Source organism: Pseudomonas sp. FA117 (assembly GCF_057370475.1).
Genome location: NZ_CM170675.1, coordinates 2,098,519 through 2,115,738 on the forward strand (window position 1 = coordinate 2,098,519; position 17,220 = coordinate 2,115,738).

At 65.3% G+C, this 17,220-nt stretch carries 14 protein-coding genes, 1 tRNA gene and 1 pseudogene; 8 read left to right on the top strand and 8 right to left on the bottom strand.

Annotated elements, in window-relative coordinates:
* The first annotated feature begins 146 nt into the window (after positions 1 to 146).
* Positions 147 to 1,304 carry an HPP family protein gene (locus tag AC1TXO_RS09825; protein ID WP_486406120.1) on the top strand — a complete coding sequence of 386 codons (1,158 nt, stop codon included), beginning with the start codon at positions 147 to 149 and terminating at the stop codon, positions 1,302 to 1,304.
* Here AC1TXO_RS09825 and AC1TXO_RS09830 read toward each other — a convergent pair.
* Complete coding sequence (locus AC1TXO_RS09830; protein ID WP_486406121.1) at positions 1,278 to 2,144, bottom strand: LysR family transcriptional regulator; 867 nt, start codon at positions 2,142 to 2,144, stop codon at positions 1,278 to 1,280. The two genes, AC1TXO_RS09825 and AC1TXO_RS09830, sit on opposite strands and share 27 nt — an antisense overlap.
* Positions 2,145 to 2,230: 86 nt before the next feature.
* A complete protein-coding gene (locus AC1TXO_RS09835; protein WP_486406122.1) occupies positions 2,231 to 3,523 on the bottom strand; it encodes a leucine-rich repeat domain-containing protein in 1,293 nt (430 codons plus the stop codon).
* Positions 3,524 to 3,682: 159 nt separating this feature from the next.
* Between AC1TXO_RS09835 and AC1TXO_RS09840 the strand changes: the two genes are divergently transcribed.
* Complete coding sequence (locus tag AC1TXO_RS09840) at positions 3,683 to 5,572, top strand: propionyl-CoA synthetase (protein ID WP_486406123.1); 1,890 nt, start codon at positions 3,683 to 3,685, stop codon at positions 5,570 to 5,572.
* A gap of 71 nt (positions 5,573 to 5,643) precedes the next feature.
* On the opposite strand, the gene AC1TXO_RS09845 is transcribed toward AC1TXO_RS09840, so the two are convergent.
* From AC1TXO_RS09845 to AC1TXO_RS09855, 3 genes are all read right to left on the bottom strand, one after another.
* Positions 5,644 to 6,849, bottom strand: coding sequence for a hypothetical protein (locus tag AC1TXO_RS09845; protein ID WP_486406124.1), 1,206 nt, complete (start codon positions 6,847 to 6,849; stop codon positions 5,644 to 5,646).
* A gap of 100 nt (positions 6,850 to 6,949) precedes the next feature.
* Positions 6,950 to 8,023, bottom strand: a complete 1,074-nt coding sequence (zapE, locus tag AC1TXO_RS09850; protein ID WP_486406125.1) for a cell division protein ZapE — start codon at positions 8,021 to 8,023, stop codon at positions 6,950 to 6,952.
* A gap of 109 nt (positions 8,024 to 8,132) precedes the next feature.
* Entirely contained in the window at positions 8,133 to 8,375 is a 243-nt protein-coding gene (locus tag AC1TXO_RS09855) for a hypothetical protein (protein WP_486406126.1), read from the bottom strand.
* Positions 8,376 to 8,621: 246 nt separating this feature from the next.
* On the opposite strand from AC1TXO_RS09855, the gene AC1TXO_RS09860 reads away from it, so the two are divergent.
* Positions 8,622 to 8,696 (top strand) — tRNA-Gln (locus AC1TXO_RS09860).
* A gap of 96 nt (positions 8,697 to 8,792) precedes the next feature.
* Here AC1TXO_RS09860 and AC1TXO_RS09865 read toward each other — a convergent pair.
* The 3 genes from AC1TXO_RS09865 to AC1TXO_RS09875 are packed head-to-tail and all read right to left on the bottom strand — an operon-like array spanning position 8,793 to position 13,957.
* A complete protein-coding gene (locus AC1TXO_RS09865; protein WP_486406127.1) occupies positions 8,793 to 11,180 on the bottom strand; it encodes a hybrid sensor histidine kinase/response regulator in 2,388 nt (795 codons plus the stop codon).
* An 11-nt stretch (positions 11,181 to 11,191) separates the two neighbouring features.
* A complete protein-coding gene (locus AC1TXO_RS09870; protein WP_486406128.1) occupies positions 11,192 to 11,653 on the bottom strand; it encodes a response regulator in 462 nt (153 codons plus the stop codon).
* Positions 11,654 to 11,677: 24 nt separating this feature from the next.
* Positions 11,678 to 13,957, bottom strand: a complete 2,280-nt coding sequence (locus tag AC1TXO_RS09875) for an ATP-binding protein (protein ID WP_486406129.1) — start codon at positions 13,955 to 13,957, stop codon at positions 11,678 to 11,680.
* 252 nt (positions 13,958 to 14,209) lie between these two features.
* Here AC1TXO_RS09875 and AC1TXO_RS09880 point away from each other — a divergent pair.
* From AC1TXO_RS09880 to AC1TXO_RS09900, 5 genes and pseudogenes are all read left to right on the top strand, one after another.
* Positions 14,210 to 14,736, top strand: a pseudogene (locus AC1TXO_RS09880) (Csu type fimbrial protein).
* Between the two features lie 33 nt (positions 14,737 to 14,769).
* Positions 14,770 to 15,303 carry a Csu type fimbrial protein gene (locus AC1TXO_RS09885; protein ID WP_486406130.1) on the top strand — a complete coding sequence of 178 codons (534 nt, stop codon included), beginning with the start codon at positions 14,770 to 14,772 and terminating at the stop codon, positions 15,301 to 15,303.
* Between the two features lie 17 nt (positions 15,304 to 15,320).
* On the top strand, positions 15,321 to 15,854 hold the full coding sequence (locus tag AC1TXO_RS09890) for a Csu type fimbrial protein (RefSeq protein ID WP_486406131.1): 534 nt from the start codon (positions 15,321 to 15,323) through the stop codon (positions 15,852 to 15,854).
* A 3-nt stretch (positions 15,855 to 15,857) separates the two neighbouring features.
* The gene (locus AC1TXO_RS09895; RefSeq protein WP_486406132.1) at positions 15,858 to 16,361 is read left to right on the top strand and encodes a Csu type fimbrial protein; all 504 of its coding nucleotides are present in this window, start codon (positions 15,858 to 15,860) and stop codon (positions 16,359 to 16,361) included.
* Positions 16,362 to 16,412: 51 nt separating this feature from the next.
* Positions 16,413 to 17,192 carry a fimbrial biogenesis chaperone gene (locus AC1TXO_RS09900; RefSeq protein WP_486406133.1) on the top strand — a complete coding sequence of 260 codons (780 nt, stop codon included), beginning with the start codon at positions 16,413 to 16,415 and terminating at the stop codon, positions 17,190 to 17,192.
* The last annotated feature ends 28 nt before the right edge of the window (positions 17,193 to 17,220 follow it).

The window sequence follows — 17,220 nt, forward strand, 5'->3', positions numbered from 1 at the left end:
GCGTCCGTCACAATCCCTGCCACGAAACCTCCGGTTTCCATCTCTCCACGGACGGAGCCAATTGTCATTGCTTCGACAATGCAGGGCCCAGACCCAAGCGGCTGGGCTTTCTTTTTGCCACCAGAGCCACGATCACACTTATTTCGATGTCTGCCTCGCGTCCTGAAAGCCGTCTGCAGCGCCTGCTGCCGGCACCTTTGAACATCCCTGCGCGGGAATGGCTGCGCGCCGGTGTCGGTGCGCTGCTGGGCCTGTTCCTTGCTGGCTGGCTGTGCAGCATGGCCTACGGGCCGTCCATCGCCCTGCACCTGCTCGGCCCGCTCGCCGCCTCGGCAGTGCTGGTGTTCGCCGTGCACTCGGGCCCGCTGGCGCAGCCCTGGTCGGTGCTGGGCAGCTATGCCGTGGCCACGCTTCTGGGCCTGGCCATGCGCCAGGGACTGGGCGCGGAACTCTGGGTCGCGGCGGCGGCGCTAGGGGCTTCGTTGCTGCTGATGTGCCTGCTGCGCTGTCTGCACCCGCCCGGTGGCGGGGTAGCGGTCAGTGCGGTACTGGCCGACCCGGGGCTGGTTTCGCTGGGCGACCATCTGCTCGAGCCGGTGCTGCTCAATGCCCTGATCCTGGTGACGGTGGCCGTGCTGTACAACCGCCTGACCGGCGTGCGCTACCCCAAGGGCGCCGTGGCGCGCAAAGACCTGCATCACACCCACGACCCGCTGCCTGGCGCGCGCGTTGGCATCAGCGGCGAAGACCTGGACCTGGCACTGGAAGAACTGGGCGAGTTCGTCGACGTCACCCGCGACGAGCTCGAACGCATCATCCTCGCCACCGAGCAGCACGCGCTGCAGCGCAGCCTGGGCGGGATCACCGCAGCGGCGGTGATGTCGCGCGACGTGCAGTTCGCAACGCCGCGGACCACCCTGGAGCAGGCCTGGGAAATGCTCGCCGGCCATCACCTGCAGACCCTGCCGGTGCTGGAACAGGGGCGCCTGGTCGGTATCGTCAGCCTCAGCGACCTGGTCGGCCCGGCGATGGCGCGCGGGCGCTTGAGCTGGCGTGGCCTGTTTGCGCGCAAGGTGGTGCGCATGGACCAGGTGATGAGTCGTCGGGTGGTCAGCGTCGGCAGCGAGCATCCTCTGGAGCGCCTGCTGCCGCTGCTCAGCGAACAGGGCCTGCATTGCCTGCCGGTGCTGGAAAACGAGCGGCTGGTCGGGGTCATCACCCAGACCGACCTCATCGCCGGCCTCAAGCGTCACCTGCTCAATGCCGCGACTGCGCGCTCAGACCAGCGGATCCCAGCGCTGTGACCAGTCGCTGACGCCGTCGGCCACCTGGCGACGCAGCAGCGCAAGTGCCTGCTGCAGCGCTTCGCTGTCGCGTTCACGGGCGTACACCAGGAAGGTCGGATAGGTGAACTCCGGCGCCTGCGGCACCCGCTCCAGTACACCGCTGTCCAGATAGGCCTGGACTACCCGCGTGCGGAAGTAGCCACTGCCACCGCGGTCGAGGATGAACTGCAGCGCCAGCGGCCCGAGGTTGAAACTCAGCGCCGCGCGTGCGCAATCGGGCAGGGCGGCATCGTGCTGGCGGCGGAACGCCTCGCCCCAGTCGATGTAGATGTACGGCTCGGGCAGGTCGATGCGGCGGATGCAGATCAGCTTTTCCTCCATCAACTGCTCGACCTGCAGCCCCGGTCCGTAGGTCGGTTGATAGACCAGCGCGGCATCCAGCAGCCCCATCTCGACCTTGCGCAACAGCGCCTCGCCGTCGCTGAGCTCGCTGCGGATCGCCTGGTCGGGCAGGGCCAGGTGCAGGGCGCTGACCCAGTCGAGCATCAGCGGGTTGCCGAGGCTGAACTCACCGCCCAGGTGCAGCACCTTCTGGCAGCCCTGTGGCAGTGGCAGGTCACGACGCGCCGCTTCCCAGGTCTGCACCAGCTGGTTGGCATAGGTGACGAACGCCTCGCCATCGCTGGTCAGCGTGGCGCCGCTGCGGCTGCGCACGAACAGCTGGCAGCCCAGTTGCTGCTCCAGGCGCTGTACCCGCGCGGAAATCGCCGTCTGTGATACGAACAGGCGGTCGGCAGCAGCGACCAGGCTGCCGCAGCGCACGATTTCCAGAAAGGTACGGGCCTGTTCGATATCCATTGACTGCTCGGGTTGCCAGGAGGGTGAGCCATTCTAGGGGCTTTGCACCGGATTGGGGCGGGTAATTGCTCGCAGGCCCAGGGCCTTCAAGGTTGCTGCAGGGCCTGCGCTAGCTGCGCAAATGCCGGGCGCAGCAGCACATCCGGCTGTCGGCAGCGCGTGGCAAGGTCTCGCAGCCCGGCATCGTCTTCAACGCAGCAGTCCAGCAACTCGTCGACGAGGATCCCGAAGGCGCGCACCTCAAGGCGTTCGATGGCCCGCCCGGCCAAATCCGGTTGCGGCGCATGGAACGACGCCGCGCCAAAGTCACCCAGCAGGCATTCGCCGTCTTCGGCGCAGAGGATGTTGTGCGCGTACAGGTCGCCATGGTTGACCCCGCGGGCATGCAGGTGCGTGGCCACCGAGGCGATGCCGGCCAGCAGATGCTGCACGGCCCTTGGTTGAAAGCGGCGCCCGGGCAGATAGCGGTCGCGGGTGCAACTGTCCAGGCTGGGTGGGCCGGCGAGGTTGAACCAGCTCGGGTCGATCAGTTGCATCACCAGTGCGGGCCGCTGCAGCGGGTGATCGTCGATGCGTCCGACCAGGCGTACCAACTGTGGATGGTCACCTGCGGCCAGGCAGGCGCCCATCTCGGCCAGGGGCGAGCCGTCACTGGTGATCTCGCCCTTGTACAGCTTGACCGCCACCGGCGCCTGTTGCCCTTGCCAGTGCGCGAGGTGGATCAGGCCCGAAGCGCCACGGCCCAGTTCATCACCCAGGGTCACGTCCGCCCAGTCGATACGCGTGCAGGCGATCTCCGTTGCAGGCGCACGCAGTCCCTGCGGCAATGGATTGTCGGCGTATGCCAGCCAGGCCAGGCGCGGCATGCGCAATAGCCAGTCGGGCAGGGCGCTGATGCAGTTGCTGGCGATGCGCAGCAACTCCAGGCGTTCGCAGCGGGCAAGGCTGTCGGGCAGTTCGGTCAGGCGGTTGCCCGCAAGCATCAGCTTTTGCAGATGGGGGCAGTCGCCGATCTGTTGCGGCAGGGTTTGCAGTTGGTTGTCGGTCAGCACCAGCGAGCGCAGGCCGGGTGGCAATGCCTGCGGGTCGACCCGAGCGATGCGGTTGCTCTTGAAGCCCACCGTTTCCAGGCGCGCGCAGCGGCCAATGCCATGGGGCAGGTGGGTGAAACGGTTTTCCGAGCAGAACAGCACTTTCAGCCGCGTCAGCCGGTGCAGGTCATCGGGCAGCTCGCTGAGGGCATTGCCGGTCAGGTTGAGCACCTCGAGGGTGTCTGCGAGGGTGAAGATCTCGGCTGGAAACTGCGTCAGGCCTGCGCACAGGTCCAGACGGGTGATGCCGTGAAGCCGGCCGGCCTTGAGGTCTTCGAGGGTATGCATGGCGTGCACCTGTGGTTCGCGAGGGCGACATTCTAGAGCCGTGCCCGGCCATTGCAAATCTGCACAAGGGTTGAGACTTAAGTCCGATGGCGGACGCGCCGAGGCGATCCATACTCAATGCTCGCCCTTCAATAACAACAAGTACCGGGTTGCGAACCAATGACCTACCAGCACAGCTACGCCCATTCCATTTCCGACCCCGCCGGCTTCTGGCAAACCCAGGCCGAACAGCTCGCCTGGCATCGCAAACCTTCTTTGACCCTCCAGCACAACCCCGACGGCACCCACCGTTGGTTCACCGATGGACGCCTGAACAGCTGCCACCTGGCCCTGGATCACCAGATCGAACAAGGGCGCGGTGAGCAACTGGCGCTGATCTACGACTCACCGGTGACCGGTGTCGCGCAGACTTTCACCTATCGGCAACTACGCGACGAGGTCGCGCGCCTGGCCGGCCTGCTGCGTAGCCTGGGCGTGGGCCGGGGCGACGGCGTGATCATCTACATGCCGATGGTGCCGCAGGCGGCCATGGCCATGCTCGCCTGCGCGCGCATTGGCGCGGTGCATTCGGTGGTGTTCGGCGGCTTTGCCGCCAACGAGCTGGCCCTGCGCATCGACGACGCCCGTCCGGCGCTGTTGCTCACAGCTTCCTGCGGCCTGGAGTTCGACCGGGTGATCGAATACAAGCCGTTGGTCGACCGTGCCCTGCAACTGGCCCGGCACCAACCCCGGCATGTGCTGGTGCTGCAGCGTCCACAGGCCAGTGCCGAACTGCAGCCGGCGCGCGACCTGGACTGGCAGTCGGCGCTGGCCGGCGCGGCGCCGGTACCACCGGTCGAGCTGGATGCGGGCGACCCGCTGTACATCATGTACACCTCCGGCACCACCGGCAAACCCAAGGGCATCGTGCGCGAGAACGGCGGCAATGCGGTCGCACTGTGCTACGCCATGCGGCATGTCTACGGCATGCAGGCGGGCGATGTGTGGTGGGGCATTTCCGATGTGGGCTGGGTCGTCGGCCATTCGCTGATCGTCTATGGCCCGTTGATGAGTGGCTGCACCACGGTACTGTACGAGGGCAAGCCGATCCGCACACCAGATGCCTCGGCGTACTGGCGGGTCGTCGAACAGTACAAGGTCAATGCCCTGTTCTGCGCACCCACCGCCATGCGCGCGATCCGCAAGGAAGATCCGCACGGCGAACTGATTCGCCGCCACGACCTGGCGTCGTTGCGCCAGGTGTTCCTGGCTGGCGAGAAGCTCGATTCCAGCACTCATCAGTGGCTGGAGCAGGTCAGCGGCAAACCGGTACACGACCACTGGTGGCAGACCGAGACCGGCTGGCCGGTCACCGCACCCTGCGTGGGCCTGGAGGGCTGCGGTACACGGCCTGGCTCGAGCAATCGCGCGGTGCCGGGTTATCACGTGCAGGTGCTGGACGATGACGGGCGGCCGCTCGGGCCGAACCAGCAGGGCGCCATCGTCATCGCGCTGCCCTTGCCGCCTGGCTGCAGCCAGACCTTGTGGGGCGATCATCCACGTTACCTGCAGGCCTACCTGCAGAGCTACCCCGGCTACTATCACACCGGTGATGGCGGCTACCTGGACGATGATGGCTTCGTCTACATCATGGGCCGCACCGACGATGTGATCAACGTCTCAGGCCATCGCCTGTCCACCGGCGAGATGGAGGACCTGGTGGCGCAGCATCCGGCGGTGGCGGAGTGCGCGGTGATCGGTGTGCACGACGAGATCAAGGGCCAGGTGCCGTTGGCGCTGGTGGTGCTCAAGGATGGACAGGGCATCTCCGAGCAGCAGGTGCAGACGGAGCTGGTCGCCCGGGTACGCGAGCAGATCGGCGCGCTTGCGTGTTTCAACCGGGTGCGGCTGGTCAAGCGCCTGCCCAAGACCCGCTCCGGCAAGATCCTGCGCGCGGTGCTGCGCAAGATTGCCGATGGCCAGGATTACCTGCCGCCGTCGACGCTGGACGATCCGGCGGTGCTGGGGGAGATCGAGGTGGTGCTGGCAGACCTGCCGCGGGCTGGTTGATGGGGTGACTTTGCCGGTTTGCTCGCAAGGCAGCCCGCTCTTGAGAGGCGGGCTGCACACCTGGTGATGATTCAGCCAAGTGGGTAGCGGGCAACGAATGTCTGACCTCTCACTTCGATAACGTGCTGGCCTTCGTACTCCAGTGTCAGCAAGGTAGCGCTGCGTGGATAATCTGGCGTCAGCAACCAACCTTGGTTGCCAAATGTGCGATCAACCTCGCCATTGTGGTCAAGGCGTAGAATCGCGACAGGCAGTCGCTCACTTAATTGAAAGCTTTGGACAAAGCTCACCAGGATGCCTTCGCCGTGGGGGGTGACGGCAATTGCTTTGGTGCGGTCGAACTCGTCTCGAGCAAAAACGACGGCATTGCCCTTGTTGAAACTCTGGTCAGGGCTGCCGTTCAGTTTCAGGCAGAACACAAAACCCTTATCACCAGCGCCACCTACCAGGTAAATGCGGTTGTGTGCCTGTACTGTCGAGTAGACGGCCAAATGGGCGAGGGCTGGATAGCCTGGCAGGCGCTCGACCATCCAGACACCTTGGTCGGCAAAGCCGGAGACCACGGCGCCATTCTTGTCGCATGCGCCCACCCATGCCTGCACATCGTCACCCAGCACTCGGTGCATGCCACTATAATAAAAGCCGACGTGTTCAGCGGCTTCAAAACGAGCAGTCACTGCCATAGTGAAGAGGTTGCGGCGATTGCGGCTGAAGAATCTGCGCATGCCCACTTCATTGAACGATGTATCCAGGTTTCCTTCCAGGTCGAACTGGGCGAGGCCGGAGTTCACGTCCTGACGGAGCTTGCCGTCCTGAAATTGGGGTACTCTTCCGGAATAGCCTTCGGTCCCCTCGATGACCGTCATGTCTGAGGCTGCAGTCACGTCCTTCGGGTAGGGCGTCAGCTTGAATCCCTTGTCTCCAAAGTCCATGTCCATTTCGCCTGTGTTCTTGTGCAGGCGGAAACTGGCAAAGTGCTCGCTGCCTCCAAGTGCTACGCCGCACACCAGATAATCGTTGTCGGTAACGAAACACAGCCAGCTGCCCATTTCCCCTGGCATCGTGATCCGAGCGGTGCCTTGCTCCCCAAACCCAATGACCGCTTTGCCATCAAGGGTGAGTTTGGTCAACACTATCGAGTAGTTGCCATTGTCATTCAAGGCAGCCCTGGAGCTATAGAAAAAACCGTCCACCAGAAAAGGCGGGTGCTCAGCTGTCGCACCATCAAGCAATGCAAGATCGATCTTGGTCCAGCTGTCTGGGTTGAGTTTCATCATGACGCCTCCGTGCTCTTGAGCGTCCATTAGAAACGTCCGCTACGAGGCTGTCTGCTGGTAGATATAGCAGTTGACAGTCAAGAACAGCATGAGCTTGCAATCAGGTTGGCCCGATCTGATGCAATTGCCCCAACCGGCTGCGGGTCCGCATCAAATCGGCCAACGGCCCACCCAGGCTCTGTTCCAGCGGTCGCTTGCCAATTACCGTCACCTGTCGGTCCTGGTCATACAGCACATCCACCAGGTTGGCGAAGCGCTGTTGCGCCGCCAGCGAACACTCGGCCAAGTCATCCAGCCCATCGATGATCCACTCGTCGTACTGCCCGGCCAGCACCAGGTAGTCGATCACGGCCGTGGCCTTCTCGCACAGGTCAGCGAATGCCAGGGCGATACGCCGCCCCTCGATGGCCAGGGCGCGCAATGGTCGCTTGTTCACTTCCAGCATCACCGGCTTTTCCTCGGGCACGTTCAGCGCGCTGCGCTGAACCTCATTCCCTGGCCAGACATAGTGCCCCTGGGTAAAGCGTTGCTGCTCGCGATTGGCTGGCAGGCTGCGAAAATCGGTGTCACCACCCACTTCCAGCACCTGCATGCGGCCGTTGATCAGGCGGATCACCGGCAGGAAACGCTCGTGGTACAGCGGGTTGGGCAGCAGCCCCTCAGGCGCGTAGTTGGAGGTCACCAGCAGGAAGATGCCCCGGGAGAACAGGGCGTCGAACAGGCGGGTGAGCAGCATCGCATCGCCGATGTCGTGCACGTGGAATTCATCGAAGCACAGGACCTGGCAGTCGCCGAGCAGTTCGTCGAGGGTTGCGCCGAGCGCGTCGTCCAGGGCGCGATGGCGGTGCATGCCCTGGTGCAGGCGGGCGAAGAAGTCATGGAAGTGCAGGCGTCGCTTGCTCTGCATCGGCACGGCCTGGAAGAAACCGTCGAGCAGCCAGCTCTTGCCGCGTCCCACTGCGCCATGCAGGTACAGGCTGCGGTGCTTGCCCTGCTCGAAGGCGGCCAGTTGTGCTGCCATGGCTTCGATGACCTGCTGCTGGCCGTCGCTGAGGCTATAGCCGCGCGCATCGGCCTTGCTCTGGAAATGTGCCAGCAGCGCCTCCTCGGCAGAGGTCGGTGTGCGCAACTGCTGGCCGAGTTGGCGCAGGGGTTTGGGAATCCAGGCGGGCAAGACGACAGCTCCGAATGACTAGGGCAGGGCGCAGCTTGCGCGAGCCTTGGGCATTTGACCAGTCGCAAATGTGCGACACAGCTATCGACGGGGGCGATGCGTCGTTGCGTCAGGCCTTGCGCTCCAGTTGGCGCTCGATCATGAACTTGACCGCCAGGCGTTTTTCCTTGAGGTGGCGCAGGTCTTCATCCGCGAAATTGCCGGCCGAAATGGACTCGGCGGCGAGCACCTGGTTGTCGATGTCCATGTAGTCATCCAGCAGGCGATCCAGTGTCTTGTCCTGCTGGCGACGCTGCTGGACGATTTCACGGGGGTAGTGCAGGTCTTGATAAAGGTCGTGTGAAACTGGCATGGCGCCCTCCTTGTAATGCCCAGGCAATGGTTAATAGCTTGGAATGGGCAAATGCCATTGTGTTGAAGCGAGACGGAAAAAAAGCGACGGGTGGTAGTCAAGCTGAGGATGCATGCGCAGGAAGTGACTAACTTGCTGTTTTCCTGCCATTTTTTTACGTCAGGGGGTTCCCAGCAGAAAAAAATGTTGGTAAAGTTCGGCCCATTCCAGCACAGCAGCACATGCAGCTGTCAGTGAGCGCTTCACAGGGGCGTCGCCAAGCGGTAAGGCAGCAGGTTTTGATCCTGCCATGCGTTGGTTCGAATCCAGCCGCCCCTGCCATTTTCTCAAGTCTTCCTATTGTCCAGCCTGGTTGCCAGTCTGGATTTTTCGCGTTTTCGCTTTTTGGAAATGACGCGCAAGGCGCGTCGTTCCGTATCAGCCCTTGCTGGCCAGCAGTTCGTTCAGCGCGCGGGTCAGGTCCTCGGCCTGCACCGGCTTCTGCATCACCAGGCTGCCTGGCAGCTCCAGCCCTTCGAGTTCTGCGTAACCGGTGAGAAACACCACGGGCAGGTCCGGGTAGCGGTCCCGGGCCGCGTGCGCGAGTTGTGCGCCGTTGAACTCGGGCATGGCGAAGTCGGTGAGCAGCAGGTCGATGCGCTCATCGAGCAGGGCCAGTGCCTGTTCACCGCTGTGCGCCTGCCGCACCTGATAGCCATACAGGCGCAGCACATCGCCGATCATGTCGCGCACCAGGTGATCGTCGTCCACCAGCAGCACCACGCGGTCGTGACCCTCGAGTGAACTGGCCTGGGCCTGCGCCAGCCCCGCTGGCTCGACGGCATCGACCTGCTTGACTGCCGGTAGATAGACACTGACCCGCGTGCCCAGCCCGGGCGCGGTTTCGATGCGCACACCGCCGCTGGACTGCTTGGCGAAGCCGAACACCTGGGCCAGGCCCAGGCCCGAGCCCTTGCCGATGTCCTTGGTGGTGAAGAACGGCTCGAACACCCTGGCCAGCACGTCTTCGCTCATGCCACAGCCGGTGTCGCGGATCGACAGCACCACATAGTCCCCTGGCTCCGGGTCTTCCGGGCGCTGGGCGGGGATGTCGATGCGGGTGTTGCGGGTCGACAGGGTCAGTTGGCCACCGGCAGGCATGGCATCGCGGGCATTGATCGCCAGGTTGAGGATGATCATCTCGGTCTGGGTCGGGTCGGTCAGCGCCTGCCAGAGGCTGTTGTCCAGGTCGAGGCGCACCGAAATGTTGCCGCCGAGGCTGCGGCGCAGGAGCTCTTCCAGGCCGTCGAGGGTGCGGTTGAGGTTCAGTGGTACCGGTTCCAGGCGCTGACGACGCGAGAACGCCAGCAGTTGCGAGGTCAGCTTGGCGCCGCGTTCACCGGCTTCGCGCACATGCTTGAGGCGGCTGCGCGCCTTGTCCAGGTCGCCCTTGGCCAGGTCGCGCTCGACGAAACTGGCGCCTGTGAGGATCACCGTCAGCAGGTTGTTGAAGTCGTGGGCCACGCCGGCGGTGAGCTGGCCGACCGCTTCGAGGCGTTGCATCTGCTGCAGCGCTGCCTCGATGCGCTCGCGCTCGTCGATCTGTTCGCGCAAGCGGTTGTTGGCTTCGGCCAGGCCCAGGGCAGATTCGCGTTCGCTGCTGATGTCGCGGGCCACCACATAGAGCAGGGTGTCTTCGGGCACCACGACCCACGACAGCCAGCGCTGCTGGCCACCGGCATTCTGGATGCGGCCGACGAAGCGGGCGCTGGTGCGCCCATGGGCGAGGGCGGCCAGTTCTTCGAGGAACGCTTCCTGCTCGGCTTCGGGCAGCAGGTGCAGCAGTGACGTCTGGCTGAGGCGCTCGCGGCTGATGCCCAGCACCGCTTCCCAGGCCGGGTTCAGCGCCACCGGTGTCAAATCCTTGTTCAGCACGGCGAGCAGGTCCTGGGACAGTTCCCAGGCCCGGTCACGCTCGCGGGTGCGGCGCTCGACCCGTTCGCCGAGCATTTCGTTGAGCTGCTTGAGCGCCTGGGTGGCCTGGCGCTGCTGGTGGATATCCTGCAGGACCCCGGAAAACCGCACGCAGCGACCCTCGACGAACTGGGTCTGGCCGGTGGACAGCAGCCAGTGCGGCTCCAGGTTGCCCGAAGGGGTGATACGAAACTCCGCCCGGTAGTGCCCGTCGCTGTCCGGGCGCATTGCCTGCTCCACGGCCTGGCTGACGTGCGGCAGGTCTTCGGGATGGATGCCGGCGTAGAACACCTCCAGCGTCATCTCGGTGTCGACCGGCAGGCCGAACAGGGTCTTGCAGCGGTCGTCCCACAGCAGCAGGTCTTCCTGCGGGCGATAGTCCCAGGTGCCCATGCCGGCCGCGTCGATGGCGATGCGCGCGCGTGCCTCGACATCGGCCAGCGCTTCTTCGGCGCGGCGCCTGCGCTGGCGCTCCTGCACTTCGGTCAGCGCCCGGCGCACGGCCTTGGGCAGCAGCGGCAGGTTCTTCTTCAATACATAGTCGGTGGCGCCCAGGCGGATCATCTCCACCGCGTGCTCTTCGCCGTAGATGCCCGACAGGAAGATGAACGGCACATCCGGCGCCAGGCGCTGGGCGATGGCCAGCACTTCGGTGCCGGAGGAACCGGGCAGCACGCAGTCGCAGAGGATCAGGTCGTAGCGGCCCTCGAGCAGCGCATGCTCCACGCCGGCATGATCGAACACCAGTTGCGACTGGACCTGGAAACCGCTGCGCTCAAGGCGCAGCAGGCTCAGCTCGGCGTCCATCGAGCTGTCTTCGACCATCAGCAGTTTCAGCGGCGTGTGCTGCATCGTCGGCGCCTTCAGTTGCTGCCGCGCCGATTCAGGCGCAGCGAGCCGGGTGGCGGTTCGTTGAGTACTGCCCAGAACACCCCGAGGTCGGAGATGGCAGCGACGAACTCCTTGAACTCCACCGGTTTGACCACGTAGGCGTTGACCCCCAGTTCATAGGCGCGCAACAGGTCCGGCTCCTCGCGCGACGAGGTCAGCATGACCGTCGGAATGCTGCGCAGCTCCGGCGTGGCGCGCACCTCCTTGAGCACCTCCAGGCCATCGACCTTGGGCAGCTTGAGGTCGAGCAGCAGGACTGCCGGATTGCCGTCGTCGCGCTCGGCATAGCCTTTGCGCCGCAGCAGGTAGTCGAGGGCGTCGGCGCCGTCGCGCAGGACGATGACTTCATTGGCCAACTGGCTGCGTTCCAGGGCCAGGAGCGTCAGCTCCAGGTCACGGGGATTGTCTTCGACCAGCAGGATCGGTTTGAGCATGATGGGTACGGTTACCTCAGGTGTTCAGCGGATGACAGGCAGGGCGAAATGGAAAGTGGCGCCCTTGTCGACTTCCCCCTCGGCCCAGACCTCGCCGTCGTGGCGCTCGATGATGCGGCGCACGCTGGCAAGGCCGATGCCGGTGCCTTCGAAGTCTTCCATGCGGTGCAGACGCTGGAAGACCCCGAAAAGCTTGCTGGCGTAGGTCATGTCGAAACCCACGCCGTTGTCACGCACGAAGACCTCGATACGGTCGGCGTGCTGGTGTGCACCGATCTCGATGCGTGCGGGATCGCGCCCGCGGGTGTACTTGATCGCGTTGGCGATCAGGTTCTGCAATACCAGGTTGATGAAGGCCGGGTCGGCGATCACCTTGGGCAGGCGCGCAACTTCCCAGACGATGTCGCGCCCGGCGTAGTCCGGGGCGAACTCCTGGCGGATGTTCTCCACCAGCGCATTGAGGTCGACATCCGACAGGCGCAGGGCCGAGCGGCCCATCTGCGAGAAGTTGAGCAGGTTGTCCACCAGCGTGCCGGCGAAGTGCGCGGCTTCACCGATGTGCTTGAGAAAGCGCTGGCCGCGTTCGGACAGGCCCTGGCCTTCCACTTCGCTGAGCAGTTCGGAGTAGCCGGCGATGTGCCGCAGGGGCGCACGCAAGTCGTGGGACACGCTGTAGGAGAACGCTTCGAGCTCCTTGTTCGAACGTTGCAGCTCGCCGCTCAGTTGCGCCAGTTCCTCGGCCTTGCGCAGGACGATGCCCAGCACTGCAGTGCGCAACTCGGCCACGCCGTCGATCACCAGCGGATCCCAGGGGGCGCAGAAGCCACTGACGTCTTCCTGCCAGCTGTCGAAGCTGTGCCGCGGGCTGAGGCTGCCCTGGGCGCTGACCTCCTTGAGCGGCTGGCCGGCCCAGTTGACCGTGCGTACCTGCTCGGGGCGGAACCACAACAGGTAGTGCGAGTGGATCTGCGAAATGGCCACGGCCAGCAGGCCGCCGGCGTGTTCGGCCAGCGCCGGCAGCTCGGGGATGTCGCGGCCCAGGTTGTCGCTGCTGAACACGCCCTCATCGCCGCGGCGCGACAACCATTGTACCAGTTCAGCGACCTGTTCTTCGGGAGGTGTGCCGCCGATCAGCTCGCAGCGGTCGGCACTGATGATCGCTGCGCCGCCGGCACCGGCGAAGTCCAGCAATACGTCCGGCAGGCTGAGCAGCCCGTCGCTGACGCTGTCGTAGTCGGCCATGGCCGAGAGCATGTGGACGATGCGCTGGCGCAGGTCGAGCAGGGTGCGGGTGGCACTGTGCGCTTCATGCGCCTCGATCTGCAGCGACAGAACGCTGCCCAGCAGCTCGCAGGCGGCGCGGGTACGGAAGTCCAGAGGGAACGGTTGGTCGTGATGGCACGACACCAGGCCCCAGAGCTGGCCATCGACCATGATCGACAGCGACATCGACGCCAGCGTACCCATGTTGCGCATGTACTGCAGGTGCACCGGCGAAACGCTGCGCAGCGCCGCGAAGCTCATGTCCAGCGGCTTGCCGGTGCGCGGGTTGTGGCTGGGCAGCAGGGGCGAGGCCTGGTAGTTGGCGTCCTCGATCAGGCGGATGCGGTTGATCCGGTACAGTTCGCGGGCCTGGCGCGGGATGTCCGAGGCCGGGAAGCACAGGCCCAGGTAGCGCGGGTAGCCAGGGTCGGCATCCTCGGCCAGGACCTGGCCATTGCCCTCGGCATCGAAACGGTAGGCCTTGACCCGGCCGAAGCCGGTGATGCGCTTGATCTGCAGCACCGATTGCTGGAGCAGTTCCTCGATGCTGCTGGCCTGGTGCAGGCTGCTGACGAAGGCACGTACCAGCGGGTAGTAGTCATCGTGGTCGCTCAGGGCGCCCGCGGATCGGCACGGTTCGAACTCGGCGATCAGCACCTGGTCGTGACGGTGGGCCAGCAGGCGCAGGCTGTCGGAGCAGGGTGCGCCTTCGCGCAATTTCACATCGCCGACATGGAAGGGAAAGATTTCATCGTCCGGCAGGCGGGCGAACTGGCGGTGGGCATCGAAGCCGCTGGCCATCAGTTCCGGCAAGGCGCAGCCGAGCAGTTCGCTGGCTGCGACCCCCAGCCAGCGTTCGGCGTTTTCGCTCACCTGAAGAATGCGCAAGTCCTTTTCATCGAGCACCAGCAGAAAACCGTGTGGCCGAATGCTCCCCGGAATCTGGATCGGTTCCTGGGCACAGCGTTCGACGGCTTCGTCGATAGAGTTGCGGGTGGTGGTCAAGAAAGCGCTCCCGTCGTGGTCGCAAGCGGCGGCCATAGGCGCCTGGCACAGAATGTGTACCGTGCACGGTATCAGAAAGTCAGCGTTTTCGCCGGGGTCATGGCTATTTGAGGGCTATGGGCCGGGGAGGTTCTACGGGAAAGTGAAATTTGTACAAGTTTCCCGGCGTACGCTCTGCGGCAATGGTTACACGACGGCTCCTTGATCAAGAATCGTCCTACGTTCTAGCAGGATCCAATCCTACTGCTACGCTCAGAACAGCACAGCAAACACTGGAAGGGAGATTCGGTGACGGAGCGCTTGATGGCCTCGCTGTTGGGCCTGCTGTTGAGTGGTGGTGCCGTAGCGGCGGATTTTCTCGTCGAAGTGCGGGTCCAGGTGCAGCGCGGCTGCATGCTGGTGAACCAGCCGCGTGACGCAGGCGCGCAGGCCCTGGGTCGGATCGACCTGGGCAGTGCGCCGCGCCTGGACGGTCCGGGCGCGCCGCTCAGCGGCGTGCTGCTGGCCCAGCGGCCGCCGCGCCTTGAATGCAACCCCGACACGCCATACCAGGTGAGGGTCATGGCGGCCAGCACGGCGGGGTGGGCGAGGTGCGCTATCTCGGCGCGCCCGACCGGCAGGCGCGCCCCATCCCCTACCGCCTCTATCGCGATGCTGCCTGGCGTGAGCCCTTGGCCGTGGACGTCGCACAATCGGCGCGGGTTCCGGACAGCGGTTCGGTGGAGCTGCCGCTGTACGCGCGTATCGACCGCCTGGCCTGGGTGCCCCGAGCCGGGCTGTACACCGACCTGCTCAAAGTCACGGTCACCTGGTAGGGAGCGAACCCACATGCACAAGGACGCGCCGACATGAACCGTACCTCATTGCTGCTGTTGACCCTTGGCCCGCTGCTGTTGCCCGGCACCGCAGCGCATGGCAGCACCACAGGGTTCATCCAGGCCCGACTGGTGATCAGCGCCGCCTGCCAGATCAGCAGCGACCAGCAACCCGCCACCCTGGGCAATCCCGGCCTGATGGACTTCGGGGCGCAGGGGCCGACCTGGGACGGGCCGCTGCGCACCCGCGTCGACGAAGCCGGCGGGCAGGGCAGCCTGCAGATCAGCTGCACGCCCCAGGTCCGCGCCTTCAGCGTGCGGATCGACGAGGGCCAGAATGGCGGCAACGGCGTGCGGCAGTTGAGCAACGGGCGCGTGCTGATTCCCTACCAACTGGCCGTCGATCCCGGCGGCAACAACCGCTACGGCATCGGCCAGGCGCGCACCTTCACCATCCAAGGCACCGAGCAGGTGCCGGTGCCGATCTACGGCGTGGTGGTCGCGCAGCCGCGCGCGCTGCCGGCCGGGCTGTACCGCGACACCCTTCGAGTAACCCTGGACTGGTAACACGCAAGGAGATTCCCATGGCAAGCACATCGATCCGCTGCATCCTCACCGCCCTGGGTCTTGCCCTGGCGGCCCAGGCCCAGGCGGCCACCGTGACGGGGACGATCAATTCGACCCTGACCCTGATCTCGGCCTGCCAGGTCAATGGCAGTGGCGGCACCTCCGGGCTCAACTTCGGTAGCTTGAACTTCGGCACCCAGGACGCCCTGTTCACCACCGCCAACGGCCAGGTGCTCGGCGGTGGCGGCGGCGCCATGAGCATCCTCTGCTCGGCCGGCACGGTGCCGGCGATCCGGGTGCGGGCGGGTGCCCACGACGGCGCGTCGGCCGGCGGGACCCGGGCGCTGGCCGATGGCGCCGGCAACTTCGTGCCCTACGACTTCTACACCGATACCGGGCGTACCCAACTGCTGGCCATCGACGGCACCATCACCCTGCCAACCAGCACCGGTGTGGCCCAGACCGTCAACCTGTACGGCCAGGCACGCGGCAAGGCGGGTCTGCCGGCCGGGGTGTATACCGACACGGTCGCGGTCGAGCTGACCTTCTGAGCCATGGGCGCCTGGCCCCGCGCGCTGCTGACGGGCCTGGGGCTGATGTGGGCGCTGCCATCGTCGGCCGCGACCACCAGCACCTTCCTGGTCAGCGCGCAGATCACTGCAGGCTGCCTGGTGGCGGGCGGGGTGAGCGCCTATGGCGTGCTTGATTTCGGCACCCAGTCGGCGCTGTCGACCGCCACCCTGAGCACCGCGCTGGGTGGCACCACGGTGACCTTCCAGTGCACGCCTGGCGTGGCCCTGAGCATGAGCCTGGACGGCGGGCAGAACAGCGCCAGCGGCACGCGAAACCTCAAACGCAGTGGCGGCACGCAACTGGTGGCCTACCAGTTGTTCCGCGACGCTGCACTGAGCCAGGCCCTGGCCATCGGCGCCAGTGTGCCGGTGAGCTACAGCGATCCGGCGGCAATCAAGTTGCCGGTGTATGGCCGTACCCAGTTGCCCGGCAACGTGCCGGCGGGGACCTACACCGACGTAGTGCAAGTGACAGTGACCTGGTGACGGCTAAAGACACGTCCCGGCGCAGTGATCGACCAGACAGAGGAGAGCGGCATGGGGGCAGGCGCGAACACGGCGCGGGGCATCATCATCGGGGCATTGCTGCTGGCCAGCCTGCCGGTGGCAGCAGCGACGTCGGTGCTGATCTGGCCGATCGATCCGGTGCTCGAGGCCGACCAGAAGGCCGGCGCGCTATGGCTGGAGAACCGCGGTAGCGCGCCGGCCAGCCTGCAGGTGCGGGTATTCGCCTGGCGCCAGGGCGACTACCAGGAGCAGTTCCAGGCCCAGCGCGAGATCATCGGCAGCCCGCCGGTGGCCAATATCGCGCCAGGCCAGAAGCAGCTGATCCGCCTGACCCGCACCGGCAGTTCCCCGGTCGGCCAGGAGCAAGCCTACCGGATCATCATCGACGAGATTCCCTCGGCGATACCGGCCGATGCCGCGGCCGAGGGGCCCAAGGCGGCGATCCGCCTGCAGATGCGCTATTCGGTGCCCTTGTTCGTCTATGGCGACGGCCTGTGGGGCAAGCCCGACCCGGAAGGCAAGCGCAGTGCCGAAGGTGTCGGCAAGCCCCAGCTGAGTTGGCGTGCGGTGACGGTTCAGGGCAAGCCGTATGTCGAGTTGCGCAATACCGGCCCGGTGCATGCGCGGCTGACCGACGTGGTACTGCAGCAAGGGAGCCAGCACAAGCCGCTGGTCGAGGGGCTGCTCGGCTATGTGCTGCCGGGCGCCAGCATGCGCTGGCCGGCACCGGCAACGCCGGGGGCGGGGACGGTGCTCAAGGGACGGGTCAACGGCCAGGACGTGGCTCAGGCCATCAGCCAGGGGCAGTGATTCGCAAACGCTTGTAGTGGAGGGGCCA